General features: G+C 61.2%; 21 protein-coding genes. 11 read left to right on the forward strand and 10 right to left on the reverse strand.

Annotated elements, in window-relative coordinates; translation table 11 throughout:
* Nucleotides 1–37 precede the first annotated feature (37 nt).
* Genes JJD66_RS15415 through JJD66_RS15425 form a run of 3 tightly spaced genes read right to left on the reverse strand, consistent with a single transcriptional unit; the run spans nt 38 to nt 2,390 of the window.
* Nucleotides 38–412 (reverse strand): DNA polymerase III subunit chi, encoded by a 375-nt coding sequence (locus JJD66_RS15415; protein ID WP_200648517.1) that lies wholly within the window; start codon nt 410–412, stop codon nt 38–40.
* Nucleotides 413–419: 7 nt separating this feature from the next.
* Entirely contained in the window at nt 420–848 is a 429-nt protein-coding gene (locus JJD66_RS15420) for a DNA polymerase III subunit chi (RefSeq protein WP_198714872.1), read from the reverse strand.
* A gap of 51 nt (nt 849–899) precedes the next feature.
* Entirely contained in the window at nt 900–2,390 is a 1,491-nt protein-coding gene (locus JJD66_RS15425) for a leucyl aminopeptidase (RefSeq protein ID WP_200648518.1), read from the reverse strand.
* Nucleotides 2,391–2,674: 284 nt separating this feature from the next.
* On the opposite strand from JJD66_RS15425, the gene lptF reads away from it, so the two are divergent.
* From lptF to tadA, 10 genes are all read left to right on the forward strand, one after another.
* A complete protein-coding gene (lptF, locus tag JJD66_RS15430) occupies nt 2,675–3,793 on the forward strand; it encodes an LPS export ABC transporter permease LptF (protein ID WP_034128657.1) in 1,119 nt (372 codons plus the stop codon).
* The gene (gene lptG, locus JJD66_RS15435) at nt 3,786–4,865 is read left to right on the forward strand and encodes an LPS export ABC transporter permease LptG (protein ID WP_105225871.1); all 1,080 of its coding nucleotides are present in this window, start codon (nt 3,786–3,788) and stop codon (nt 4,863–4,865) included. The genes lptF and lptG overlap by 8 nt, the downstream gene beginning before the upstream one ends.
* A gap of 257 nt (nt 4,866–5,122) precedes the next feature.
* Nucleotides 5,123–6,922 carry a translation elongation factor 4 gene (gene lepA / locus JJD66_RS15440; protein ID WP_032877619.1) on the forward strand — a complete coding sequence of 600 codons (1,800 nt, stop codon included), beginning with the start codon at nt 5,123–5,125 and terminating at the stop codon, nt 6,920–6,922.
* Nucleotides 6,923–6,927: 5 nt separating this feature from the next.
* Entirely contained in the window at nt 6,928–7,782 is an 855-nt protein-coding gene (gene lepB / locus JJD66_RS15445; protein WP_200648519.1) for a signal peptidase I, read from the forward strand.
* Between the two features lie 144 nt (nt 7,783–7,926).
* A complete protein-coding gene (rnc, locus tag JJD66_RS15450) occupies nt 7,927–8,616 on the forward strand; it encodes a ribonuclease III (protein WP_003188856.1) in 690 nt (229 codons plus the stop codon).
* Nucleotides 8,609–9,511, forward strand: a complete 903-nt coding sequence (era, locus tag JJD66_RS15455) for a GTPase Era (protein ID WP_005785147.1) — start codon at nt 8,609–8,611, stop codon at nt 9,509–9,511. Before rnc ends, era begins: the two co-directional genes overlap by 8 nt.
* A 155-nt stretch (nt 9,512–9,666) precedes the next feature.
* Entirely contained in the window at nt 9,667–10,353 is a 687-nt protein-coding gene (gene recO / locus JJD66_RS15460; protein ID WP_200648520.1) for a DNA repair protein RecO, read from the forward strand.
* 51 nt (nt 10,354–10,404) lie between these two features.
* Complete coding sequence (pdxJ, locus tag JJD66_RS15465; RefSeq protein WP_003188860.1) at nt 10,405–11,148, forward strand: pyridoxine 5'-phosphate synthase; 744 nt, start codon at nt 10,405–10,407, stop codon at nt 11,146–11,148.
* Between the two features lie 225 nt (nt 11,149–11,373).
* A complete protein-coding gene (locus JJD66_RS15470) occupies nt 11,374–12,756 on the forward strand; it encodes a multicopper oxidase family protein (protein WP_200648521.1) in 1,383 nt (460 codons plus the stop codon).
* Nucleotides 12,756–13,253: a tRNA adenosine(34) deaminase TadA gene (tadA, locus tag JJD66_RS15475; RefSeq protein WP_069558076.1), complete on the forward strand. Its 498-nt coding sequence runs from the start codon at nt 12,756–12,758 to the stop codon at nt 13,251–13,253. The genes JJD66_RS15470 and tadA overlap by 1 nt, the downstream gene beginning before the upstream one ends.
* 140 nt (nt 13,254–13,393) lie before the next feature.
* Here tadA and cmoB read toward each other — a convergent pair whose 3' ends face one another.
* The 5 genes from cmoB to lon form a co-directional block, all read right to left on the reverse strand.
* Nucleotides 13,394–14,350 carry a tRNA 5-methoxyuridine(34)/uridine 5-oxyacetic acid(34) synthase CmoB gene (gene cmoB, locus JJD66_RS15480; RefSeq protein WP_054897752.1) on the reverse strand — a complete coding sequence of 319 codons (957 nt, stop codon included), beginning with the start codon at nt 14,348–14,350 and terminating at the stop codon, nt 13,394–13,396.
* Complete coding sequence (gene cmoA / locus JJD66_RS15485) at nt 14,347–15,090, reverse strand: carboxy-S-adenosyl-L-methionine synthase CmoA (RefSeq protein WP_014717080.1); 744 nt, start codon at nt 15,088–15,090, stop codon at nt 14,347–14,349. Before cmoA ends, cmoB begins: the two co-directional genes overlap by 4 nt.
* A 36-nt stretch (nt 15,091–15,126) precedes the next feature.
* Nucleotides 15,127–15,783: a lysoplasmalogenase gene (locus JJD66_RS15490; protein ID WP_200648522.1), complete on the reverse strand. Its 657-nt coding sequence runs from the start codon at nt 15,781–15,783 to the stop codon at nt 15,127–15,129.
* 1 nt (nt 15,784) lies between these two features.
* Nucleotides 15,785–16,174, reverse strand: a complete 390-nt coding sequence (locus tag JJD66_RS15495) for a protease inhibitor I42 family protein (RefSeq protein WP_200648523.1) — start codon at nt 16,172–16,174, stop codon at nt 15,785–15,787.
* A gap of 198 nt (nt 16,175–16,372) precedes the next feature.
* Nucleotides 16,373–18,793, reverse strand: coding sequence for an endopeptidase La (gene lon, locus JJD66_RS15500; RefSeq protein WP_200648524.1), 2,421 nt, complete (start codon nt 18,791–18,793; stop codon nt 16,373–16,375).
* Nucleotides 18,794–19,125: 332 nt separating this feature from the next.
* On the opposite strand from lon, the gene JJD66_RS15505 reads away from it, so the two are divergent.
* Nucleotides 19,126–21,462: a putative bifunctional diguanylate cyclase/phosphodiesterase gene (locus JJD66_RS15505; RefSeq protein ID WP_200648525.1), complete on the forward strand. Its 2,337-nt coding sequence runs from the start codon at nt 19,126–19,128 to the stop codon at nt 21,460–21,462.
* Between the two features lie 125 nt (nt 21,463–21,587).
* Here the strand turns inward: JJD66_RS15505 and JJD66_RS15510 are convergent, their stop codons facing one another.
* Nucleotides 21,588–22,997, reverse strand: a complete 1,410-nt coding sequence (locus JJD66_RS15510) for a pyridoxal phosphate-dependent decarboxylase family protein (RefSeq protein ID WP_200648526.1) — start codon at nt 22,995–22,997, stop codon at nt 21,588–21,590.
* Between the two features lie 37 nt (nt 22,998–23,034).
* The gene (locus JJD66_RS15515) at nt 23,035–23,877 is read right to left on the reverse strand and encodes a 2OG-Fe(II) oxygenase (protein ID WP_200648527.1); all 843 of its coding nucleotides are present in this window, start codon (nt 23,875–23,877) and stop codon (nt 23,035–23,037) included.
* Nucleotides 23,878–24,022: the final 145 nt, after the last annotated feature.

Below are 24,022 nucleotides of genomic sequence, written 5' to 3' on the forward strand. Positions count from 1 at the left end.
GCAGGCAAGCCAGCTCCCACAAGGATGGGGGGCACTTTCAGTTCTGGTATTGGCTGAGCAACCGCTCCATCCGCGCATCCATCCGACGCTTGATCTCGGCCTCGATATGCGGCGCAAAGTCATCGATCACATCCTGCATGATCAATTGCGCAGCGGCGCGCAGTTCGTTGTCCAGGTGCAGCAGCAGGGCGTCGGGGGCTTTTTCGGCGGCTGGAGCGGGTTCTGCAATCGCAGGTGCCGGCGCGGCAGGCTTGCCGCCGACCATGTCGAACAACAGCGGAATCTGAACCTCACCCTCGACCGTCTCGGTCAGCAGCGGCGGTTGCAAGTTGTCATCACCCAGCAACTGACGGATCGACTCCAGGTCGTCCAGCAGGTGTTCGTCTTTTTTCAGCGGGTTGGGAGTGTCCATCATGTACTCAAAGTCGTTGTAGCCGGTGATCTTGCAGAGGATAGCCCTGTTCACGGTAGAAACGGAAACTCTCCCGCGCAGCCTGACGAATAGCCGGGTCTTCCACCACCACTTCCGCCACACGGGCGAATGCCTTGGCAAAGGCCGGTACTTTCAGGTCAAGGTTGACCAGCAAGTCATGGTGATCGCCGCAACTTTCCCCCAAACCCAGGACTACCAGGCTTTCGGGTTCGGATTCGGCGGGGCCGTGGGGCACGAAACTTTCACCCTTGAAGCGCCACAGGCGTGCATCCAGCTCATCGCGTTGGGCGGCATCGCTGCAATGCAGGTAGATGCGGTGGCCCATGCGCCAGGCTTTTTCGGTGAGTTTGCAGGCAAAATCCAGGCGCGCGAGAGGATCGGCGCTGGGCAATATATAGAAGTCGACTTGGGTCATTGCGGTTCCTGAGACCGGGGCGGCGGGATGGCCGCCCCGGCATCTTCAGTTTCAGGCTTTGGCGCGATCCAGCAGGTATTGGGTCAGCAGGGGCACCGGACGGCCGGTTGCACCCTTGTCCTTGCCGCCGCTGGTCCAGGCCGTGCCGGCGATGTCCAGGTGGGCCCAGTTGAAGTTCTTGGCAAAGCGCGACAGGAAGCAGGCCGCCGTGATAGTGCCGGCTTTCGGGCCGCCAATGTTGGCGATGTCGGCGAACGGGCTGTCGAGCTGTTCCTGGTACTCATCGAACAGCGGCAGTTGCCAGGCGCGGTCGTCGGCGGCCTTGCCGGCGCTGAGCAGTTGCTCGATCAGTTCGTCGTTGTTGCCCAGCAGGCCCGAGGTGTGGGAGCCCAGGGCCACGATGCAGGCACCGGTCAGGGTCGCGATGTCGATCACCGCCTGGGGCTTGAAGCGCTCGGCGTAGGTCAGCGCGTCGCACAGCACCAGGCGACCTTCGGCGTCGGTGTTGAGGATCTCCACAGTCTGGCCGCTCATGGTGGTGACGATATCGCCTGGGCGAGCCGCGCCGCCGCTCGGCATGTTCTCGGCACAGGCCAAAATACACACCAGGTTGATCGGCAGCTTGAGTTCCAGCACGGCACGCAGGGTGCCGAACACGCTGGCGGCGCCGCCCATGTCGTACTTCATCTCGTCCATGCCCGCACCGGGCTTGAGGCTGATGCCGCCGGTATCGAAGGTAATGCCTTTACCTACCAGGGCGTAAGGCTTCTCGGACTTCTTGCCGCCGTTGTATTGCATCACGATCAGGCGTGGCGGCTGGTCGCTGCCCTGGCCCACGGCATAGAACGAGCCCATGCCGAGGTCCTTGATCTTCTTCTCGTCCAGCACTTCAACCTTCAGGCCCTTGAACTCTTTGCCCAATGCCTTGGCCTGTCCGCCCAGGAATGTCGGGTGGCAGATGTTCGGCGGCAGGTTGCCCAGGTCGCGAGTGAACGACATACCGTTGGCGATGGCCTGGGCGTGGGTGACGGCGCGCTGGACTTCAGCCTGGGCAGCCTTGATGGTCAGCAGGGTGATTTTCTTCAGGGCGCGGGGTTCGGCTTTCTGGCTCTTGAACTGGTCGAAAATATAGCCGCCGTCCACCAGCGACTCGGCCAGCAGGCGGGTCTTGCCGTAGCTGTCGCGGCCCTTGACCACGATTTCATCGAGCGCCAGCACCGCATCGCTGCCGCCCAGGCCCTTGAGGATGGTGAGGATACCGCTGACGATCTTGCGAAACGGACGGTCGCCCAGTTCGGCATCCTTGCCCACGCCCACCAGCAAAACGCGCTCGGCTTTAAGGTTGGGCAGGCTCTGCAGCAACAGGCTCTGACCGACCTTGCCGGCCAGGTCGCCGCGCTTGAGCACTGCGCTGATAGCGCCGCCGCTCAGTTCGTCCAGTTGCTTGGCGGCGACGCCGAGTGTGCGGCCTTCGCCGACAGCGACCACGAGGGTGGCGGTTTTCAACGTTTCGGGGCTAACGCTTTTTACAACCAATTCCATTTTCGGGTCCCTTATCAAGGTCTGTGAGCCGGGAGCTTGTACTCCGGCTTTAAAGCTCGGCAGCGTTGTAAACCGCCAGCGACAAAGGCCGCAGTTTGAACCTCGCCAGCGGAGCCTGACAACCCTTGGCGCACGCTTTGTGCGTGCGCATGAGTAAGCTCCGTGACAGGCGCGGTCAATCACAGGATAATGCGCCATCTTTTTAGCCGGCCCGTGGTAAACGGGTCGACTCGGTATGCTTGCTTGTTTGGCCGCCTTAGCCTGACAACCCTGGAGTGTCTGGTTTGATTGTCTTCCGTTATCTGTCCCGCGAAGTCCTGTTGACCCTGAGTGCCGTGAGTGCGGTGTTGCTGGTCATCATCATGAGTGGTCGTTTCGTCAAGTTCCTGGCCCAAGCCGCCGCTGGCGCCCTGGATCCGGGCTCACTGTTCCTGATCATGGGCTACCGGATGCCCGGCATGCTCCAGTTGATCCTGCCGCTTGGCCTGTTTCTCGGCATATTGCTGGCCTATGGCCGGCTGTACCTGGAAAGCGAGATGACCGTGCTGTCGGCCACCGGCATGAGCCAGCAGCGCCTGCTGGCCATGACCATGGTGCCTGCCGCCGGTGTTGCCCTGGTGGTGGCCTGGTTGAGCATGAGCCTGGCGCCCCAGGGGGCCATGCAGTTCCAGCTGCTGCTGAACAAGCAGGATGCGATGACTGAGTTCGACACCCTCGAGCCCGGTCGCTTCCAGTCGCTCAGCGACGGTTCGCGGGTGACCTACACCGAAACCATGACCGACGACCGCTCCAACCTTGGCGGCGTGTTCATCTCCCAGAAGAACCTCGGTCAGAACCAGAAGGATCGGGGTATTTCGATCCTGGTGGCCGACAGCGGTCGCCAGGAAATCCGCCCCGATGGCAATCGCTACCTGATCCTGGAAAACGGCTACCGCTACGACGGCAGCCCTGGCCTGGCGGATTATCGGGCGATCAAGTACGACACCTATGGCGTCATGCTGCCCAAGGCCGAGATCAGTGACGAGGTCACCGACCGCGACGCACTGCCCACCTCATCGCTGTTCGGCAGCCCGGAGTTGCGCTCCATCGCCGAGTTGCAATGGCGCCTGTCCCTGCCGCTGCTGGTGTTTATCGTGACCCTGATGGCGGTGCCGCTGTCGCGCGTCAACCCGCGCCAAGGGCGTTTCCTCAAGTTGCTGCCAGCGATCCTGCTGTACATGGCCTACCTGACCATCCTGATTTCTGCCCGTGGTTCCCTGGAGAAGGGCAAGTTGCCACCGGCCTTGGGCCTGTGGTGGGTGCACGGGGTTTTCCTGATGATCGGCCTGGGGCTGCTCTACTGGGAACCTATCCGTTTGAAAATGAAGAGCCGTCGTGGCCTGAAGGAGTTGGCCCGTGGCTAAGCTTGATCGCTACATCGGCATTAGCGTACTGATCGCCATCCTGGCGGTACTGGGCATCATTCTCGGCCTGGCCTTGCTGTTCGCCTTCATTGATGAAGTGGGCAATGTTACTGACACTTACACAGTCACGGACGTGCTGAGCTACGTCGCACTGACCGCGCCGCGCCGCCTCTACGACATGATGCCAATGGCCGCGCTGATTGGCTGTCTGATCGGCCTGGGTACCCTGGCCAGCAACAGCGAGCTGACCATCATGCGCGCCGCCGGGGTTTCCATCGGCCGTATCGTCTGGGCGGTGATGAAGCCGATGCTGCTGCTGATGGCCTGCAGCGTGCTGATCGGTGAATACGTTGCGCCACCGTCCGAAGCTACCGCCCAGGCCAATCGCGCCCTGGCCCAGGGTTCGGGCGATGCGCAAAGCGCCAAGCACGGCCTGTGGCACCGCCAGGGTGACGAGTTCATCCACATCAACGCCGTGCAGCCGGGTGGCCTGTTGATCGGGGTGACCCGCTACACCTTCGACAAAGAACGGCACATGTTGTCGTCCAGCTTCGCCAAGCGCGCGCAGTACAGTGGCGAGCAATGGCAACTGAGCGACGTCACCACCACGCACTTCCGTAACGTGGGCCAGGGCACCCAGTCCAGCACCGAAGTGGTCAATGTGCCGACCGAGCAGTGGGATATCGCCCTCAAGCCGGAATTGCTCAACACCGTGGTCATGGTGCCGGAAGCCCTGCCGATCTCCGGTTTGTGGAGCTATATCCACTACCTCAAGGAGCAGGGTTTGAACAATGGCCGCTACTGGCTGGCGTTCTGGGTAAAAGTCTTGCAGCCGGTGGTTACCGCGGCCTTGGTGTTGATGGCGATCTCCTTCATTTTCGGGCCGTTGCGCTCCGTGACCCTGGGCCAGCGGGTATTCACCGGTGTGCTGGTGGGCTTCACCTTCCGCATCGCCCAGGATTTGCTCGGGCCATCAAGCCTGGTATTCGGTTTCTCGCCGCTGTTTGCAGTACTGGTGCCGACGGCCATCTGCGCCGTGGCCGGGTTCTGGCTGCTGCGCCGGGCGGGTTGAAGCCGCGCTCGCGAAATGCCACTCACTGTAGGAGCGAGCTTGCTCGCGAAAGTCTGCGAAACGCCGCGTTTATCCAGAATAAGCGCGTTATCGTTGGCGATTTTCGCGAGCGAGCTCGCTCCTACAGTTTTAAGCCCCATTAAAGTGGGGCTTTTTTGTATTGGTCAGCAAAGATGACGTCTGGCCTGAGCATCAGGTACAATTCCCGGCTATTTTTCAGCGGGCAATCTGCCTGCAGCCTTTTTGAGTGTTGATCCGTGAGTGATTTGAGTCATATCCGCAATTTCTCCATCATCGCCCACATTGACCATGGCAAGTCGACGCTGGCCGATCGATTTATCCAGATGTGCGGCGGCCTTGCCGAGCGTGAAATGGAAGCCCAGGTACTGGATTCCATGGACCTCGAACGCGAGCGCGGGATCACCATCAAGGCCCACAGCGTCACGCTGTACTACAAGGCCAAAGACGGCATTACTTACCAACTGAACTTCATTGACACCCCAGGCCACGTTGACTTCACCTACGAAGTCAGCCGTTCGCTGGCGGCCTGCGAAGGCGCGTTGCTGGTGGTCGATGCCGGCCAGGGCGTCGAGGCGCAGTCGGTTGCCAACTGCTACACTGCGATCGAGCAGGGCCTGGAAGTCATGCCCGTGCTCAACAAGATCGACCTGCCCCAGGCCGAGCCTGAGCGCGTCAAGGAAGAGATCGAGAAGATCATCGGCATCGACGCCACCGACGCCGTCACCTGCAGCGCCAAGACCGGCCTGGGTGTCGACGAAGTGCTCGAACGCCTGGTGCACACCATTCCCGCACCGACCGGCAACTACGAAGATCCGCTGCAAGCGTTGATCATCGACTCCTGGTTCGACAACTACCTGGGCGTTGTTTCCCTGGTACGCGTGCGCCACGGCCGTGTGAAGAAGGGCGACAAGATCCTGGTCAAGTCCACCGGCAAGATCCACTTGGTGGACAGCGTCGGTGTATTCAACCCGAAACACACCGCGACCACTGATCTGAAAGCCGGTGAAGTCGGCTTCATCATCGCTGGCATCAAGGATATTCACGGTGCACCAGTGGGTGACACCCTGACCCTGAGCTCCACGCCAGACGTCGACGTGCTGCCCGGCTTCAAGCGCATCCAGCCACAGGTCTACGCCGGCCTGTTCCCGGTCAGCTCCGATGACTTCGAAGATTTCCGCGAAGCCCTGCAAAAACTGACCCTCAACGACTCGTCGTTGCAGTACACCCCGGAAAGCTCCGACGCCCTGGGCTTCGGCTTCCGTTGCGGGTTCTTGGGCATGCTGCACATGGAGATCATCCAGGAGCGCCTCGAGCGCGAATACGACCTGGACCTGATCACCACCGCGCCAACCGTTATTTTCGAGTTGCTGCTCAAAACCGGTGAAACGATTTACGTCGACAACCCCTCCAAGCTTCCGGACCTGTCGGCCATCGAAGACATGCGCGAGCCGATCGTGCGGGCCAATATCCTGGTACCGCAGGAACACTTGGGCAACGTCATTACCCTGTGCATCGAAAAACGTGGCGTGCAGCGCGACATGCTGTTCCTCGGTACCCAGGTACAAGTGACCTACGATATGCCGATGAACGAAGTGGTCCTGGACTTCTTCGACCGTCTCAAGTCCACCAGTCGCGGCTATGCTTCGCTGGACTACCATTTCGATCGTTACCAATCGGCTAATCTGGTGAAACTGGATGTGCTGATCAACGGCGACAAGGTAGATGCCTTGGCACTGATCGTGCACAAGGACAACGCGCACTACAAAGGTCGCCAACTGACCGAGAAGATGAAAGAACTGATTCCGCGCCAGATGTTCGACGTCGCGATCCAGGCCGCCATCGGCGGGCAGATCATTGCACGGACTTCCGTCAAGGCTCTCAGAAAGAACGTACTGGCCAAATGCTACGGCGGTGACGTAAGCCGTAAGCGCAAGCTGCTTGAGAAGCAAAAGGCTGGTAAAAAACGCATGAAGCAAGTAGGCAACGTGGAAGTTCCACAAGAAGCCTTCCTTGCGGTGCTCAGGTTGGATAGTTAGGTCCTATGTCACTAAATTTCCCGCTGTTGCTGGTCATTGCCGTTGCCGTCTGTGGTCTCCTGGCGTTGCTCGATCTGGTGTTCTTCGCCCCGCGTCGTCGGGCGGCCATCGCTTCCTATCAGGGCAGCGTCAGCCAGCCCGATGCGGTGGTGGTCGAGAAGCTGAACAAAGAGCCCTTGGTGGTTGAGTACGGCAAGTCGTTCTTCCCGGTGTTGTTCATCGTGCTGGTGCTGCGCTCGTTTCTGGTAGAGCCGTTCCAGATCCCTTCGGGGTCGATGAAACCCACCCTGGACGTGGGCGACTTCATCCTGGTGAACAAGTTTTCCTACGGCATTCGCCTGCCGGTGATCGACAAGAAAGTCATCCCGGTGGGTGACCCGCAGCGCGGCGATGTGATGGTGTTCCGCTACCCAAGCGACCCGAACGTCAACTACATCAAGCGTGTCGTCGGCCTGCCGGGCGACGTGGTGCGCTACACCAGCGACAAGCGCCTGTTCATCAATGGTGAGTCGGTGGCCGAGAAGCTGTTGGGCGCCGAGCCGAATACCTTGGGCAGCGCCGAGTTGTACCAGGAAAAACTCGGTGCGGTGGAGCACCAAATCCGCAAGGAAATGAGCCGCTACCGCGCGATGCCGGATGGCCAGTGGAAAGTGCCTGCCGGGCACTACTTCATGATGGGCGACAACCGCGACAACTCCAACGACAGCCGTTACTGGGATGACCCCAATATTCCCAAGGACCTTCTGGGCATGGTGCCCGACGAGAACATTGTCGGCAAAGCCTTCGCGGTCTGGATGAGTTGGCCGGAACCCAAGCTCAGCCACCTGCCGAACTTCTCGCGGGTCGGGCTGATCAAGTAATACAAGCGGCGCTGTGAACACAGCGCCGAATGCTTTTCTGGGGCTTGGACATTTTCCGATGCCCGGTACCCATCAGGATTTGAATTTGAACACTGCGTCAATCGTCGATGGCCGCCGGTGCCATCAACTAGATATGGATAAACCGTGACCGTTTCTCTAAGTCGTCTCGAGCGTCAGCTCGGCTACACCTTCAAGGACCAGGAATTGATGGTCCTTGCCCTCACACACCGCAGCTTTGCAGGGCGCAATAACGAGCGCCTGGAATTCCTCGGTGACGCTATCCTCAATTTCGCCGCCGGCGAGGCGCTGTTCGAGCGCTTCCCCCAAGCGCGAGAAGGCCAGCTGTCGCGCCTGCGCGCACGCCTTGTGAAAGGCGAGACCCTGGCCGTGCTGGCCCGAGGCTTTGGCCTGGGCGAGTACCTGCGGCTGGGTTCCGGTGAGTTGAAAAGCGGCGGTTTCCGTCGCGAGTCAATCCTGGCTGATGCGCTGGAAGCCTTGATCGGTGCGATCTACCTCGATGCAGGCATGGAGACGGCCAAGGAGCGCGTTGTCGCCTGGCTGGCCTCGGAAATCGAAAGCCTGACGCTGGTAGATACCAACAAGGATCCCAAGACTCGCCTGCAAGAGTACCTGCAGTCCCGCGGTTGCGAACTGCCACGCTACGAAGTGGTGGATATCCAGGGCGAACCCCATTGCCGGGTGTTCTTCGTGGAATGTGAAATCACCTTATTGAACGAAAAAAGCCGAGGTCAGGGTGTGAGCCGTCGTATTGCCGAACAGGTAGCGGCCGCTGCAGCACTGATTGCCCTGGGCGTGGAGAATGGCCATGACTGATTCAACCGCAACACGCTGTGGCTATGTTGCCATCGTCGGCCGCCCGAACGTGGGCAAGTCCACGTTGCTCAACCACATCCTCGGCCAGAAGCTCGCGATCACCTCGCGCAAGCCCCAGACCACCCGCCACAACATGCTGGGCATCAAGACCGAAGGCAACGTGCAAGCGGTGTATGTCGATACCCCTGGCATGCACAAAGGTGGCGAGAAAGCCCTGAACCGCTACATGAACAAGACCGCCTCGGCCGCGTTGAAAGACGTCGACGTGGTGATCTTCGTGGTCGACCGCACCAAGTGGACCGATGAAGACCAGATGGTTCTTGAGCGTGTGCAATACGTGACCGGCCCGTTGATCGTCGCGCTGAACAAGACCGACCGTATCGAAGACAAAGCCGAGCTGATGCCGCACCTGACCTGGTTGCAGGAACAACTGCCGAACGCCCAGATCATGCCGATCTCGGCCCAGCACGGCCACAACCTCGAAGCCCTGGAGCGTGTGATCGCCGGTTACCTGCCGGAAAACGAGCACTTCTTCCCGGAAGACCAGATCACCGACCGCAGCAGCCGCTTCCTTGCCGCCGAACTGGTCCGCGAGAAAATCATGCGCCAGATGGGCGCCGAGCTGCCTTACCAAATCACCGTCGAAATCGAAGAGTTCAAGCAGCAGGGCAAGACCTTGCATATTCATGCGCTGATCCTCGTCGAACGTGACGGCCAGAAGAAAATCATCATTGGTGACAAGGGCGAGCGTATCAAGCGCATCGGCACCGAAGCGCGCAAGGACATGGAGCTGCTGTTCGACTCCAAGATCATGCTCAACCTGTGGGTGAAGGTTAAGGGTGGCTGGTCCGATGATGAGCGTGCGTTGCGCTCTCTGGGCTATGGCGACCTGTAACGGGTCTCGAACACACTGCAAAAACCTTGTGGGAGCGGGCTTGCCCGCGATGAGGATGTAACATTCAGCAGAGATGTTGACTGTGACGCCGCCATCGCGGGCAAGCCCGCTCCCACATTGGATCGGCGCTGTTTCACGTTCTGCGAGAGAGCCTCATGTCCGCCCCACCCCCCAGCCAACCCGCCTACGTCCTGCACAGCCGCGCCTACCGCGAAACCAGTGCGTTGGTGGACTTCCTCACCCCCCAAGGCCGACTGCGCGCAGTCTTGCGCAGCGCACGGGGCAAGGCGGGCACCTTGGCGCGGCCGTTCGTGGCGCTGGACGTGGAGTTTCGCGGCAAGGGCGAGCTGAAAAACGTCGGCCGCCTGGAAAGCGTTGGCACCTCGGCCTGGCTGAATGGCGATGCGCTGTTCAGCGGCCTTTACCTCAATGAGCTGCTGATTCGCCTGTTGCCCGCCGAAGACCCGCACCCGGCGGTCTTCGATCACTACGCTGCTACCTTGCTCGCCCTTGCTGAAGGCCGTCCGCTGGAACCGCTGCTGCGCGCTTTCGAATGGCGCTTGCTCGACGACCTTGGCTACGGCTTCGAACTGGCCAACGACTTGCACGGCGAGCCCATCGCTGCCGATGGCATGTATCGCCTGCAAGTCGACGCGGGGCTTGAGCGCGTGTACCTGCTGCAGCCCGGCCTGTTTCAGGGCACCGAACTGCTGGCCATGAGCGAAGCCGACTGGCACGCTCCCGGTGCGCTGTCCGCCGCCAAGCGCCTGATGCGCCAGGCCCTGGCCGTGCACCTGGGCGGGCGGCCGCTGGTCAGTCGCGAGTTGTTTCGAAAGCCCTGACATCCCCGTGTATGCTGTGCACCGATTCTTTCCCTTTTCAGGAGCGCTTCCGTGACCACCAGCAATCGCATTCTTCTTGGCGTCAACATCGACCACGTCGCCACCCTGCGCCAGGCCCGGGGCACCCGTTACCCTGACCCGGTCAAGGCCGCGCTGGACGCCGAAGAAGCGGGCGCCGACGGTATCACCGTGCACCTGCGCGAAGACCGCCGCCATATCCAGGAGCGCGATGTACTGCTGCTCAAGGACGTGCTGCAAACCCGCATGAACTTCGAAATGGGCGTGACCGAAGAAATGATGGCGTTCGCCGAGCGCATCCGCCCGGCGCATATCTGCCTGGTACCGGAAACCCGCCAGGAGCTGACCACCGAAGGCGGCCTCGACGTCGCCGGCCAGGAAGCACGGATCAAGGCCGCGGTGGAGCGCCTGTCGCGGATCGGCAGCGAAGTCTCGCTGTTTATCGATGCCGACGAACGCCAGATCGAAGCCTCACGCCGTGTCGGCGCCCCGGCGATCGAGTTGCACACTGGTCGTTATGCCGATGCCACCACGCCGACCGAAGTGGCCGACGAGCTGCAACGCATCATCGACGGCGTGAACTGCGGGCTCAACGAAGGCTTGATCGTCAATGCCGGCCATGGCTTGCATTACCACAACGTCGAAGCCGTGGCTGCGATCAAGGGCATCAACGAACTGAATATCGGCCACGCCCTGGTGGCGCACGCGTTGTTCGTCGGTTTCAAAGGCGCAGTGGCCGAGATGAAAGCCCTGATTCTGGCCGCTGCCAAGCACTGATAAACAATGAAGATCAATGTGGGAGCTGGCTTGCCTGCGATAGCGGAGCGTCAGTTTACGTATTCGTAGCTGGCCCACTGCAATCGCAGGCAAGCCAGCTCCCACACGATGAGTCTTCGGTGTTTTCAATGTGCGGCAATGCGAAGCCTTACTGTTTAGCCGACGCAGGTGTATCGTATCAGCCCTTTGCGGGCCCTTGGCCTGCGGCAGATACGCGAGGTTGTTGTGTCCCGATCCTTCTCCCGTCGTCAAATCCTGGGTGGTCTTGCTGGTCTGGCCGTAGTAGGCGTCGGTGCCGGCGGTGGCTACCGCTACTGGCTGGGGAAAGTCGCCGAGTCCGAGGCGGGGCACGATTACGAGCTGATCGCTGCGCCCCTGGACGTAGAGTTGGTGCCAGGGCACAAGACCCAGGCCTGGGCGTTCGGCCCATCGGCGCCGGGCACCGAGTTGCGGGTGCGCCAAGGCGAATGGCTGAGGGTGCGCTTTATCAACCATCTGCCAGTCGCCACTACCATCCACTGGCACGGCATCCGCCTGCCGCTGGAGATGGACGGCGTGCCCTACGTCTCGCAATTGCCGGTGCTGCCTGGCGAATACTTCGACTACAAATTCCGCGTGCCTGATGCCGGCAGCTACTGGTATCACCCTCACGTGAGCAGCAGCGAAGAACTCGGCCGTGGCCTCGTCGGCCCGTTGATCGTGGAAGAGCGCGAACCCACCGGTTTCCAGTACGAACGCACCTTGAGCCTGAAGAACTGGCACATCGACGAAGAGGGCGCATTTGTCGAGTTCAGCATCCCCCGTGAAGCGGCGCGTGGCGGCACGGCCGGGCGGCTCTCGACTATCAATGGCGTGCCCCAGCCAGTCATCGAGCTACCTGCCGGGCAAATCACTCGCGTGCGCCTGCTCAACCTCGACAACACCCTGACTTATCGCCTCAATATTCCTGGCGTCGAAGCGCAGATCTATGCCCTGGACGGTAACCCCATCGAGCCGCGCCCGTTGGGCAAGGAATATTGGCTGGGCCCGGGCATGCGCATTTGCCTGGCGATCAAGGCGCCACCGGCGGGCGAAGAACTGTCGCTGCGCAACGGCCCGGTGCGCCTTGGCACCTTCCGCTCTGTCGCCAATACTGACGCGCCTACCGCATGGCCACCGGCACTGCCGGCCAACCCGGTTGCCGAGCCAGACCTGGCCAATGCCGAGAAACTCAACTTCAATTTCGAATGGGTCGGCTCGGTGTCGGTCAATGTCGAAAACGGCAAGCCGCCCAGCCTGTGGCAGATCAACGGCCAGGCCTGGGATATCACCGACAAGACCTGCGCCGACCGCCCGATTGCCAAGCTGGAGAAGGGCAAGAGCTACATTTTCGAATTGAAGAACATGACCCAGTACCAGCACCCGATCCACCTGCACGGCATGAGCTTCAAGGTGCTTGCGTCCAACCGCCACAAGGTGATCCCGTATTTCACCGACACCTACCTGCTGGGCAAGAGCGAACGCGCCCGCGTGGCCTTGGTGGCGGATAACCCAGGGGTGTGGATGTTCCATTGCCATGTGATCGACCACATGGAAACCGGCCTGATGGCCGCCATCGAGGTGGCGTGATGCGCCAGATTCGCCCCGCCGCGATTATCGACCGCAGCCGCGACCAGGACTTTATGCGCGAAGCCCTGGCGCTCGCCGCCCAAGGCGCTGCGTTGGGCGAAGTGCCGGTGGGTGCGGTGCTGGTGCAGGACGGTGAAATCATCGGCCGCGGCTTCAACTGCCCCATCAGTGGCAACGACCCCAGCGCCCATGCCGAAATGGTCGCGATCCGCGCCGCTGCACAAGCGATCAGCAACTATCGGCTGGTGGGCAGCACGCTGTACGTGACGCTGGAACCGTGCAGCATGTGTGCGGGTTTGATCGTGCATTCGCGGGTTGCGCGGGTGGTGTATGGCGCGCTGGAGCCGAAGGCGGGCATCGTGCAAAGCCAGGGGCAGTTTTTTACCCAGGGTTTTCTTAACCATCGGGTGTTGTTTGAAGGCGGGGTATTGGCCGAGGAGTGTGGGGCTGTCCTGAGCGAGTTCTTCAAAGCCCGACGAGCCAAGCCACCACTCTAAAGAACACTGAAATATCAATGTGGGAGCTGGCTTGCCTGCGATAGCAATCTGTCAGTCAGCCCAATATTGACTGACCCACCGCTATCGCAGGCAAGCCAGCTCCCACCTTTGATCTCCATTTTTTCAGGACGAGAGTGGTGTCATTTACGAGCGATGATCACCGCCCGCATCGGCGCCGGCAGCCCTTCAATGGTCTTGCTGTGATCCTCAGGGTCCAGGAAATCACTCAGCGACTGATACTTCATCCACTGCGTCCCACGCTGCTCCTCAACCGTGGTCACGCTCACATCCACGCACCGCACATCACTGAACCCGGCCCGGCGCAGCCACAGCATCAACGCCGGTACCGAAGGCAGGAACCACACGTTGCGCATCTGGGCGTAACGGTCTTCTGGCACCAGCACTTGTTGTTGGTCGCCTTCCACCACCAATGTTTCCAACACCAACTCGCCGCCCTTGACCAGGGTGTCCTTCAACGCCAGCAAATGCTCGATGGGCGAGCGGCGGTGGTAGAACACGCCCATGGAAAATACCGTGTCAAAGCCTTCCAGGTTCGCCGGCAAGTCTTCGAACGGGAACGGCAAGTGCCAGGCCTTGGGCTCGGACAAGTAGCGCTGCACGGCCTGGAACTGGCAGAAGAACAGCCAGTTGGGGTCCACGCCAATCACGCTGTCGGCCCCGGCGCCGAGCATGCGCCACATGTAGTAGCCGTTGCCGCAGCCCACATCGAGGATGCGCTTGCCTTTGAGGTCCAGGTGCGGCGCGACCCGCGACCACTTCCAGTCCGAACGCCACTCGGTGTCCACATGCACACCGAACAGATGGAACGGGCCTTTGCGCCAGGGGCTCAGGCCCATCAGCGCCGTGTGCATCTGCGCGCGGGTGGCGTCGTCGCAATCGGTGTCCAGCACCAGGCCGTTGAGCAAATCTACGCTGTTGGGCTGGATCTTCGGCAGTGCATCCAAGGCGCTCTGCCAGCGCTCCAGGTCGCCATGGCCTTTTTCCATCTTGCTATCGAGCTGCGCTTGCAGGCCCTGGGCCCACACGGCCAGGGGAGTGCCGACCAGGTGGCGGGCGAGGGGGGACAAATCAATCATGGCAAGGCAATCAACGAGGCAAAGTTAAGACACTGGAACCACGGCACGACTTTCGAGAACCCGGCCGCCAGCAGGCGTTCGCGGTGTTCTTCGAGGCTGTCGGGCTTCATGACGTTTTCGATGGCGCTGCGCTTCTGGGCGATTTCCAGCTCGCTGTAGCCGTTGGCGCGCTTGAAGGCGATATGCAGGTCGGTCAGCAGCGCGTGTTCTTCAACATCGTTGAAGCGCAGCTTTTCCGAGAGGATCAATGCCCCGCCCGGCAGCAGCGCCTGGCGAATGCGGCCAAGCAACGCCAGGCGCTCCTGGGGGGCGATAAATTGCAGGGTGAAGTTCAGGGCCACCACCGAGGCGGGTTTGAATTGCAGGGCGAGAATATCGCCCTCGATCACCTCCACGGGCAGCAACTCCTGGAACATCGAGTCCTGGCCATTGAGGTATTCGCGACAGCGCTCGACCATCGCGGCGGAGTTATCCACGGCGATCACCCGGCAACCCTCGGTGCGTACATGGCGGCGCAGGGCTTGGGTCACGGCACCCAGGGAAGAGCCCAGGTCATACAGCACGCTACCCGGTTGGGCAAATTGCGCGGCCAGCACGCCGAGGTTCTCGACGATGGTGGGGTAACCCGGCACCGAGCGCTTGATCATGTCCGGGAACACCCGCACCACATCCTCGTTAAAGGCGAAGTCCGGCACCTGGGGCAGGGGCTGGGCGAATAGGCGATCGGGTTCTTTGCTCACGGCTGTTCCGGCGACGGTGGGGGAAAGGCCGGCATTTTAGCCAAGTTGGCCCTCGGATGCGCGGGTTGTCTGATGGAAAGCCGAGGCGGTGATGCCCCACTGCCCGAGCCAGTAGGTGGCGATCAGCAAATACGGCGCTGCCTCGAACGCCAGCACAAACCGGTTGATGCCGATCAGTGCGTCGGAAACCACAAACGACACCGCACCCGCCGCCGCCAGCCACGCTGAACGCTCGGGCACCTCGCTGCCCAGTCGCGCCAGCGCGCGCCAGAGCATGGCACTGATCACCAGTGCGTAAACCACCACCGGTATCAGCAATTCACCGAGGCCGTGGGAGATCAGGATGCTCAGCAAGATTGCGCCTACGCCGAGGGCCAGCACCAGCGGCAGCAGCGCCAAGCGCCGACAGTCACTGAAATAAGCTTTGAGATAGGCCAGGTGCGCGAACAGAAACGCGCCCAGGCCAAAGATAAACAAGTCGCCTGGCCAGGCGAGCAACACGTCGCCCACCAGGGAAAAAATCAACCCCAGGCTGATCCAGCGTCGATACTCGGTGGGCGGCGCGTCATGCAGCCAACCCAGCAGTGCCAGCACCGGCAGTGGCTTGACCAGCAGGCACAGCAGCGTCGCATGGGTCGCCAGGCCATAGACAAAGGTGCCGGCGCCCATCAAGGCAAGGATCAGCCATGGCATATCAGTTCACCGTAATGGCGCAGTCAAAGGTTTCGGCAGGTTCGGCCTCCGGCTCCCAAGGTTGCTGGGATGTCAGGCGCAAACGCCCTTGCCCTGCGGCAAACGCCTGGAAGCGCCAGGTGGACTGGCCGCCACCGCCGATCACGCCGGACTCGTTGCTGCTGTAGACCTCGGGGCTCAAGGCGCGCAACACGCCGCCCGCGGAGTCCTGGATGGCCCAGCGGTAACCGGTGGTGGGGTTGCTGGGCAGGGTGAGGATCAGGTTTTGCCCGTTTTTAAGCTGGAGCGGGCAGGCGCTCTGGTTGTCCACGCTGACGTTTTGCTTGGGGGCACTGGCGCATGCGGCCAGCAAGACAAGGCTCAAGGGAAGAAGCAGGCGGGCAGCGGTCATGAAGGCTCCGTTAATACACGACGAAGGGGGAGCATAACCGAAGATGAGACAAGGTGTGACAAGAGGCGGGCGGTATGGCGGCTGGCGCCATCGCGGGCAAGCCCGCTCCCACACTTGACCGCGTTGTCATTAACAACACTGATCCCTGTGGGAGCCGGGCTTGCCCGCGATAGGGCCAGTCCAGGCGCTGGAGATCTATCAGAAGAGCACCTTCGCCACATCCGCAAACCGCTTGGCAAAGTGCACCGTCATCCCTTCCTTCAAATAGTCCGGCAACTCTTCAAAGCTGCCACGGTTGGGCTCCGGCAAAATCAACTCGTGAATCTTCTGGCGCCGCGCCGCAATCACCTTCTCGCGCACCCCGCCAATCGGCAGTACATGCCCGGTCAAGGTCAGTTCGCCGGTCATCGCCACGCCTTTTTTCGGCGGTTGGTTGCGGGCCAGGGACAGCAACGCACTGGCCATGGTCACGCCGGCACTCGGGCCGTCTTTGGGGGTGGCGCCTTCTGGCACGTGCAAGTGCACGAAGGCTTCGTCGAAGAACTTCGCATCGCCGCCAAACGACTTCAGGTTGGAACTGATGTAGCTGTAGGCGATTTCGGCGGACTCTTTCATCACTTCACCCAACTGCCCGGTGAGCTTGAAGCCGCGGTTGAGCGTGTGGATGCGCGTCGCTTCGATCGGCAAGGTGGCGCCGCCCATGCTGGTCCACGCCAAGCCGGTAATCACGCCGGTGCCGGACAGCACTTGCTCATTACGGAATACCGGCATGCCCAGGGAGCTTTCCAGGTCCTTGTTGCCGATCTTGATCACCGAGTCCGGCTCATCCAGCAGTTTTACCACCGCCTTGCGCACCAGCTTGCCCAGCTGTTTCTCCAACTGACGCACGCCGGCCTCTCGCGCATAACCGTCGATCAAGGCGCGCAAGGCACCGTCGGTGATGGTCAGGCTGTTTTTGGCCACGCCGGCTTTTTCCAACTGCTTGGGCCACAAGTGGCGCTTGGCGATGGCGACTTTTTCTTCGGTGATATAGCCCGACAGGCGAATCACTTCCATGCGGTCCAACAACGGGCCCGGGATCGAGTCCAGGGTGTTGGCGGTGCACACGAACAGCACTTTGGACAGGTCCAGGCGCAGGTCCAGGTAATGGTCGAGGAATTCGACGTTCTGTTCCGGGTCCAGGGTTTCCAGCAGCGCCGACGCCGGGTCGCCCTGGAAGCTCTGACCCATCTTGTCGATCTCGTCGAGCATGATCACCGGGTTCATCACTTCCACGTCTTTCAACGCCTGCACCAGCTTGCCGGGCAGGGCGCCGATGTAGGTGCGCCGGTGGCCCTTGATCTCGGCCTCGTCGCGCATGCCGCCAACACTGAAGCGATAGAACGGCCGCCCCAGGGATTCGGCGATGGACTTGCCCACACTCGTCTTGCCCACGCCGGGCGGGCCCACCAGCAACACGATGGAACCGGCGACTTCGCCTTTGTAGGCGCCCACGGCGAGGAATTCGAGGATGCGGCTCTTGATGTCATCCAGGCCCGCATGGTGCTTGTCGAGCACTTTGCGCGCGTGCTTGAGGTCGAGTTTGTCTTCCCCGTACACGCCCCACGGCACGGAAGTAGCCCAGTCCAGGTAGTTGCGCGTGACGGCGTATTCCGGCGAACCGGTTTCCAGGATCGACAGTTTGTTCAGTTCTTCATCAATGCGTTTTTTCGCCTGCGCCGGCAACACCTTGCCTTGCAGGCGCTGTTCGAACTGTTCGACGTCGGCGCTGCGATCGTCCTTGGTCAGACCCAGCTCCTGCTGGATGACCTTGAGTTGTTCCTTGAGGAAGAACTCCCGCTGGTGCTCGCCGATCTTGCGGTTCACTTCGGCGGATAGTTCTTTTTGCAGACGCGCGACTTCTACCTCTTTGCGCAGCATCGGCAGCACTTTTTCCATGCGCTTGAGCATGGGCACGCAGTCCAGCACTTCCTGCAGCTCATTACCTGTCGGCGAGGTGAGGGCGGCGGCAAAGTCGGTGAGCGGCGACGGGTCGTTGGGGCTGAAGCGGTTGAGGTAGTTCTTCAACTCTTCGCTGTACAGCGGGTTGAGGGGCAGCAGTTCCTTGATCGCATTGATCAGCGCCATGCCGTAGGCCTTGACCTCATCTGTCGGCTCGCTGGGCTGGTGCGGGTATTCGACTTCCACCAGGTACGGTGGGCGGTGGTGCTTGAGCCAGGTCTTGATGCGCACACGGGTCAGGCCCTGGGCGACGAACTGCAGCTTGCCGTTCTCGCGGCTGGCGTGGTGCACCTTCACCAGGGTGCCGTACAGCGGCAGGGCGGAGGTGTCGAAGTGCCGTGGGTCTTCGGGCGGCGTGTCCATGAAAAACAGCGCAAGGGAATGGTGGTCGGATTTGCTCACCAGCTCCAGGGTTTCGGCCCAGGGTTCTTCATTGACGATCACCGGCAACACTTGTGCCGGGAAAAACGGCCGGTTGTGGATCGGGATGATGTAGACCTTGTCCGGCAGGTTTTGCCCAGGCAGGGCCAGGCCAGTATTGGACGAGGGGGCTTCAGCGTTTTCGGGGTCGGCGTAATCGTTGAGGTCGTAATCTGGAAATTCTTGCTGGTCGCTCATGGGGCACCTGCATCAGTAAGTATGCAGGTTAGATGGGGCGGGGTTGCGGTGGTTTCAATGGGGGGGCGTCGTTAGCAACAATTTGCATGAAATAACGGGAGAGTTGCGGTCAACGTACTTTACCCCTGCGCTTTTCGAACTGATCGTCAATAATGTGACAGCTAGGCCCAGCTTTTATTGGGTTTACTTATCCCCAGTCCCAGCTAACCTGCTTTAATAAAATTCCCCATAAAAAAGGATGTTTTTTTGACGCCGGTTAGCAGTCGGCAGGGACGCGTATGACACAAGGAAAGCACGGCCAAGAGCGACGAGCGCGGCCCGAGGGCGCGGCCATGCACTGGCGCCACACGTTTCAGACCCGCATAGCCGGGGTCCTGGCGCTGTTGTTGCTGGTGGTCGTGGCCGCCACCTATTTTGCCGTGCACGCTGCCACCACCCGTGCGGTGGAGAACCAGGCCGACGTACAGTTGAACACCGGGCGGCAGGTGTTCGAGCGCCTGCTGGACCTGCGCGGGCGGCGCTTGCAGTACGGGTTGGACTGGCTCACCGCCGATGGGCCGTTCAAGCAGGCGGTGGCCGGCGGCCGGACGGTGCCGATCCTGGAAGCCCTGGGCACCCATGGCACCGGGGTCAGTTCCAGCGAAGGGGTGGTGCTGGGCCTGGATGACAGGGTCATGGTCAGTACCCTGCTGGTGCAGACGCGGGGCCAGTTGTTCCCGTATGCCGATGCCTTGCGCAAGGCGCGGCGCAGCGGCCAGCAAATGTTGATCGTCGCCATGGCCGGGCGCCCCTATTTGCTGGTGCAAAAAGATGTGCTCGGGCCTGTGCCGATCGCACGCGTGGTCATGGGCTTTCCCATGGACACGCAATTCGCCCATGAACTGCGCTCCATGAGCAACCTGGAGGTGTCGTTCCTCAGTGTGCAGGACGGCCATCTCGGTCAGCTGTTCACCACCCACCCTGGCAATTGGCGCCCAAGCATTATCAACCTCTTGCATGGCACGCAGGTCGATCCTGAGGCGAAGATCCAGCTGTTCCATGGCCAGCGTGTGCTCAGCCAGGTGTTGCCCCTGGCCAACAGCGGCGAAGGCGATGAAGTGCGCGTGTTGCTGCAAAGCCCGCTGGACCATGCGCTGGAATCCTTCGCGCCGCTGGACCGGCAGTTCATGGGGATTGCCCTGGCGGTGCTGCTGGTCTCGCTGGCGGTGGCCTTATTCCTGGCGCGGCGAGTGTCACGCCCGCTCAATGCGCTGGTGCAAGCCGCTGAACGGATCGGGGCCGGTGACTACCGCACCCCGGTGCGGGTGCGCAGCCACGACGAGTTCGGCCTGCTGGCGCGGGCGTTCAATGCCATGCAAAGCGGCATCGCCCTGCGCGAACGGCAACTGGCCCACAATGCCTTGCATGACCCGCTCACCGGCCTGCCCAACCGCGCCCTGGCCATGGAGCGCCTGGGCAGTGCGGTCAGCGCACGTCGGCCAGTGGTGTTGCTGTATGTGGGGATCGAAAACTACCGGATCATCAGCGAAGGGTTTGGCCCCGGAGGTGTCGAGCACATGTTGTGCGAGGCCAGCCGCTGCTTGTCCAGCAGCCTGTTGGCCAGCGACACTGCGGCGCGTATTGCCGGCAGTGAGTTTCTGTTGTTGCTGGAAAACACCGAGATCGACTGCGCCGTGGCCCGCGCCGACCAGTTGCATGGGGCGTTGACCGAACCCCTGCGCATCGGCAATGACGAAGTGCGCCATGAGGTGAGCATCGGCATCGCCGCGTACCCTGCTGATGGGCAGCAGGTGGAAGAGTTGATCAACCGCGCGGCCATCGCCCGGCACGACGCGGCCAACCTGCCGGGGCATTTGCAGATCTACCAACCGGACCGCGACCTCGCTCACCAACGCCAGATCACCCTGATTCGCGACTTGCGCCGCGCCGTGATCGAAGGCGAGTTGTTCCTGTGCTACCAGCCCAAGCTCGACCTGCGGCACGGGCACGTGAGCCAGGCCGAAGCCTTGCTGCGCTGGCAACACCCGACGCTGGGGCAAGTGTCTCCTGGGGAGTTCATTCCTTTGGCCGAACGCACTGGCAGCATGGGTGCCCTGACCCTGTGGGTGATCGAGGAAGCCATCCGCCAGATTGCCGAATGGGCACAGCGTGGGCTGGTTATCCAGCTGTCGGTGAATATCTCCGTGAACGACTTGGCGGATGATGACTTGGCGATTCGCGTCACTGCGCTATTGGCTCAATACCATGTGGGCGCCGAGCATTTGATTTTTGAAATCACCGAGAGCGCCATCATGCACAACCCGCAGCAGGCCCTCAGCGTGCTGGAGCAGCTGCGCAATTGCGGGATCAGCCTGTCGGTGGATGATTTCGGCACCGGTTACTCCTCCCTCGCACAGTTGCAGCGCCTGCCGGTACAAGAGCTGAAGATCGACCAGTCCTTTGTGCGCAACCTCGACAGCACCAGCGGCGACGGGGTGATCGTGCGCTCCACCATCGAGATGAGCCATAGCCTGGGGCTCAAGGTGGTGGCCGAGGGCGTGGAGTTCGAACACAGCCTCACCTTGCTCAAACGCTGGAGCTGCGACACGGCCCAGGGCTACCTGATCAGCCGGCCGCTCAATGCCATGGCGTTCGAGCGGTGGATGCGGCGTGAGCGGGTGCCAACCTAGACAGTTTAACTGTGGCGAGGGAGCTTGCTCCCGCTGGAGTGCGAAGCGCTCCCAGGATTTTGGGGCCGCTGCGCAGCCCAGCGGGAGCAAGCTCCCTCGCCACAGGGGGGCTACTTTGGCAGCGATCAAGCGACCAGGGCTTGCAATCGCACCCACAACCTTTGGACATGCTGACGCTCGGTGCCCAGCGCGCCGATGGACACCCGCACCATCCAGCGCTCATCGAGGATGGCGGGGGTGACGTAGGCATCGCCTGACTGGTTGAGTTTTTCTGCCCAGGCTCGCGTGTGATGATCCAGTGCCTGGCCTTCCAAACCCGGCGGCTCATGGCGAATGCACAGGGTTTGCAAGGCGGGCGTGGCCACCAGTGTCCAGTGCTCAGTGGCTTCGATCTGCTCTGCCAGCCAGCGCGCATTGGCCAGGTCTCGCCGCAACCGCGCTTGCAGGCCGCTGACGCCTTGCTCGCGTATCAGGAACCACAACTTCAAGGCGCGGAAACGGCTGCCCAGGGAGATCCGCCAGTCACGGTAGTTTCTGACTTGGCCGTCTGCGCTGGACTGCAGGTAACTCGGGTTGGTGGTCATGATGCGAATCAAATGCTCGGGGTCGCGCACGAAGTACACCGAGCAATCGAAGGCCGCGCCCAGCCATTTGTGCGGGTTGAGCACTAGCGAGTCAGCCTTTTCGATGCCATCCCACAAGGCCCTGCATTCCGGCAGGATCATTGCGGCGCCGGCCATGGCCGAGTCCACATGCAGCCACAGGCCGTAGCGTTGGGTCAGTTCGCCAATTGCATCCAGGGGGTCGATCGCCATGGCGGCCGTGGTGCCGGTGGTGGCAATCACCACGCAGGGCGTGTTACCGGCGGCCAGGTCCTGTTCGATGGCGTGCGCCAGTGCGTGGGGCGACATTGCATTGTGTGCGTCGGTGGCGATGGTGCGGATATGGTTCTGGCCGAATCCGGCCAGGATCGCCGCCTTGTTGACCGAGCTGTGGGCATGGGCTGAGGTGTAGACGATCAGGGGCGCGCCGCTGTTTTGCAGGCCGTTGTGCATCAGCGCGTAATCGGAGCTGCGTTCCCGGGCGCTGATAAGCGCCACCAGCGTGGAGGTGGACGCAGAGTCCTGGATCACACCGCTCCACGTGTTGCCCAGGCCGAGCATGTCGCGCAGCCAGTCAGTGGTGACTTCCTCGATTTCGGTGAGGGCCGGGCTGGATTGCCAGGACAACCCAATCACACCCAGGCCGGTGCTCAGGCAATCGCCCAGCACTGAGGACAGTTCCACATTGGAAGGGAAGAACCCGAAGAAACTGGGATGCTGCCAATGCAGCAAGCCGGGCATGATCAGTTTTTCGACGTCGCCCATGATCTGTTCGAACGGTTCGGCGGTTTCAGGCGGGCTGACCGGCAGGGCGGCTTTGATCTCGCCAGGTTGGGTGGTGGGCTGCACGCCGCGTTGTTCGATGTTCTGTCGGTAGTCTGCAATCAGGTCGATCATGGCATAGCCATGTTGGCGGAATTCTTCGGGGGTCATAGATAAACGTCCATGTGCACGAGCAATAAAAGTATTATCACCAGAAGTAAAACGGTTCACCGGGGGTATAGCCGATAAACGACTGCATGCTGACGCGTTTTCCCGACTCGAACCCGCAGATGGCATGGGGGCGGCGGGTATTGATGAGCACCAGTTCGTTCTTGCGTGGGCGTATGCGCAGCGGTTTTTGTAAACACTGTTCGGGCAGTTGCGCACCCTCGAAGCGCTTGACCTCGTCATAGCTAAAGGCTTGGGTATCCCAGATGATCAACTCGCCCCCCGAAGGCGGTGTTTGCAGGTAGATATTGGCGCTGAATTGATGCTGCAGTTCAGCGATTGTGCGGGGCAGGCAATCCACATGGGGCACCGTTTCCGAGAGGTGCGCCGTCTCCGGAAACATGACGCGTATGATCCCGCAAAACATCGGTCGGCCCTGGAACGAAGCGGCTGTTGCACCTTGCGGCCAGAGCGCCTGGAACTGTTCCATCAGCTGTTGAATGGGCGGTTTTTGCGGCGCACAGAGGCTGTCGATAAGGCCGCGCATACGGGCCGCGTCTGCATAATATTTTTCTTGGGCATCACCGCCGGCGGCCTTGCCGTACGTGGAATTGAACGGGGTGCCCCAGCGATGCACGCCATAGAAGTGCTGAACGACGCGGCCCGCTTCGTAGGTTTCATGGCCGTAGTGTTCCAGCGTGGCGGTATCGTCGATGGCCTGAATCAACCGTGCGCTGGTGGTTGCGTTGGCAAATTCAGGTACCCGAATGGCAAGCACTTGGCCACTGATGAGTTTTTTCAAACTTGCAGTATTGAGGTGTTCAAGCTCCAGGATTTTTGTGGGGGTGGAAAGAATCGGTTTTGTAGCGACATGGTCCGTCATGCAGTGAAGCTCCCTTTAAAGTTTTATCCGTACGCTTTGTATTACGCAGGGCGTGTGCACTAAATTAGTTTTAAAGGGTTGAGGAGAAACCACGGGGGTATTTTCAGCAGGCAAAAAAAAGCGGCTGCCCATCCGGGCCGCCGCT

It is taken from the genome of Pseudomonas sp. MF6751 (assembly GCF_016613265.1).
GTDB lineage: Bacteria > Pseudomonadota > Gammaproteobacteria > Pseudomonadales > Pseudomonadaceae > Aquipseudomonas > Aquipseudomonas fluorescens_BV.

Excerpts from the sequence above, each read along its gene's own strand:
- JJD66_RS15415 (WP_200648517.1), bottom strand. The coding sequence starts at position 412 with ATGGACACTCCCAACCCGCTGAAAAAAGACGAACACCTGCTGGACGAC.
- JJD66_RS15420 (WP_198714872.1), bottom strand. The coding sequence starts at position 848 with ATGACCCAAGTCGACTTCTATATATTGCCCAGCGCCGATCCTCTCGCG.
- JJD66_RS15425 (WP_200648518.1), bottom strand. The coding sequence starts at position 2,390 with ATGGAATTGGTTGTAAAAAGCGTTAGCCCCGAAACGTTGAAAACCGCC.
- lepB (WP_200648519.1), top strand. The coding sequence starts at position 6,928 with ATGTCACTAAATTTCCCGCTGTTGCTGGTCATTGCCGTTGCCGTCTGT.
- era (WP_005785147.1), top strand. The coding sequence starts at position 8,609 with ATGACTGATTCAACCGCAACACGCTGTGGCTATGTTGCCATCGTCGGC.
- recO (WP_200648520.1), top strand. The coding sequence starts at position 9,667 with ATGTCCGCCCCACCCCCCAGCCAACCCGCCTACGTCCTGCACAGCCGC.
- tadA (WP_069558076.1), top strand. The coding sequence starts at position 12,756 with ATGCGCCAGATTCGCCCCGCCGCGATTATCGACCGCAGCCGCGACCAG.
- cmoB (WP_054897752.1), bottom strand. The coding sequence starts at position 14,350 with ATGATTGATTTGTCCCCCCTCGCCCGCCACCTGGTCGGCACTCCCCTG.
- JJD66_RS15490 (WP_200648522.1), bottom strand. The coding sequence starts at position 15,783 with ATGCCATGGCTGATCCTTGCCTTGATGGGCGCCGGCACCTTTGTCTAT.
- JJD66_RS15495 (WP_200648523.1), bottom strand. The coding sequence starts at position 16,174 with ATGACCGCTGCCCGCCTGCTTCTTCCCTTGAGCCTTGTCTTGCTGGCC.
- lon (WP_200648524.1), bottom strand. The coding sequence starts at position 18,793 with ATGAGCGACCAGCAAGAATTTCCAGATTACGACCTCAACGATTACGCC.
- JJD66_RS15505 (WP_200648525.1), top strand. The coding sequence starts at position 19,126 with ATGCACTGGCGCCACACGTTTCAGACCCGCATAGCCGGGGTCCTGGCG.
- JJD66_RS15510 (WP_200648526.1), bottom strand. The coding sequence starts at position 22,997 with ATGACCCCCGAAGAATTCCGCCAACATGGCTATGCCATGATCGACCTG.
- JJD66_RS15515 (WP_200648527.1), bottom strand. The coding sequence starts at position 23,877 with ATGACGGACCATGTCGCTACAAAACCGATTCTTTCCACCCCCACAAAA.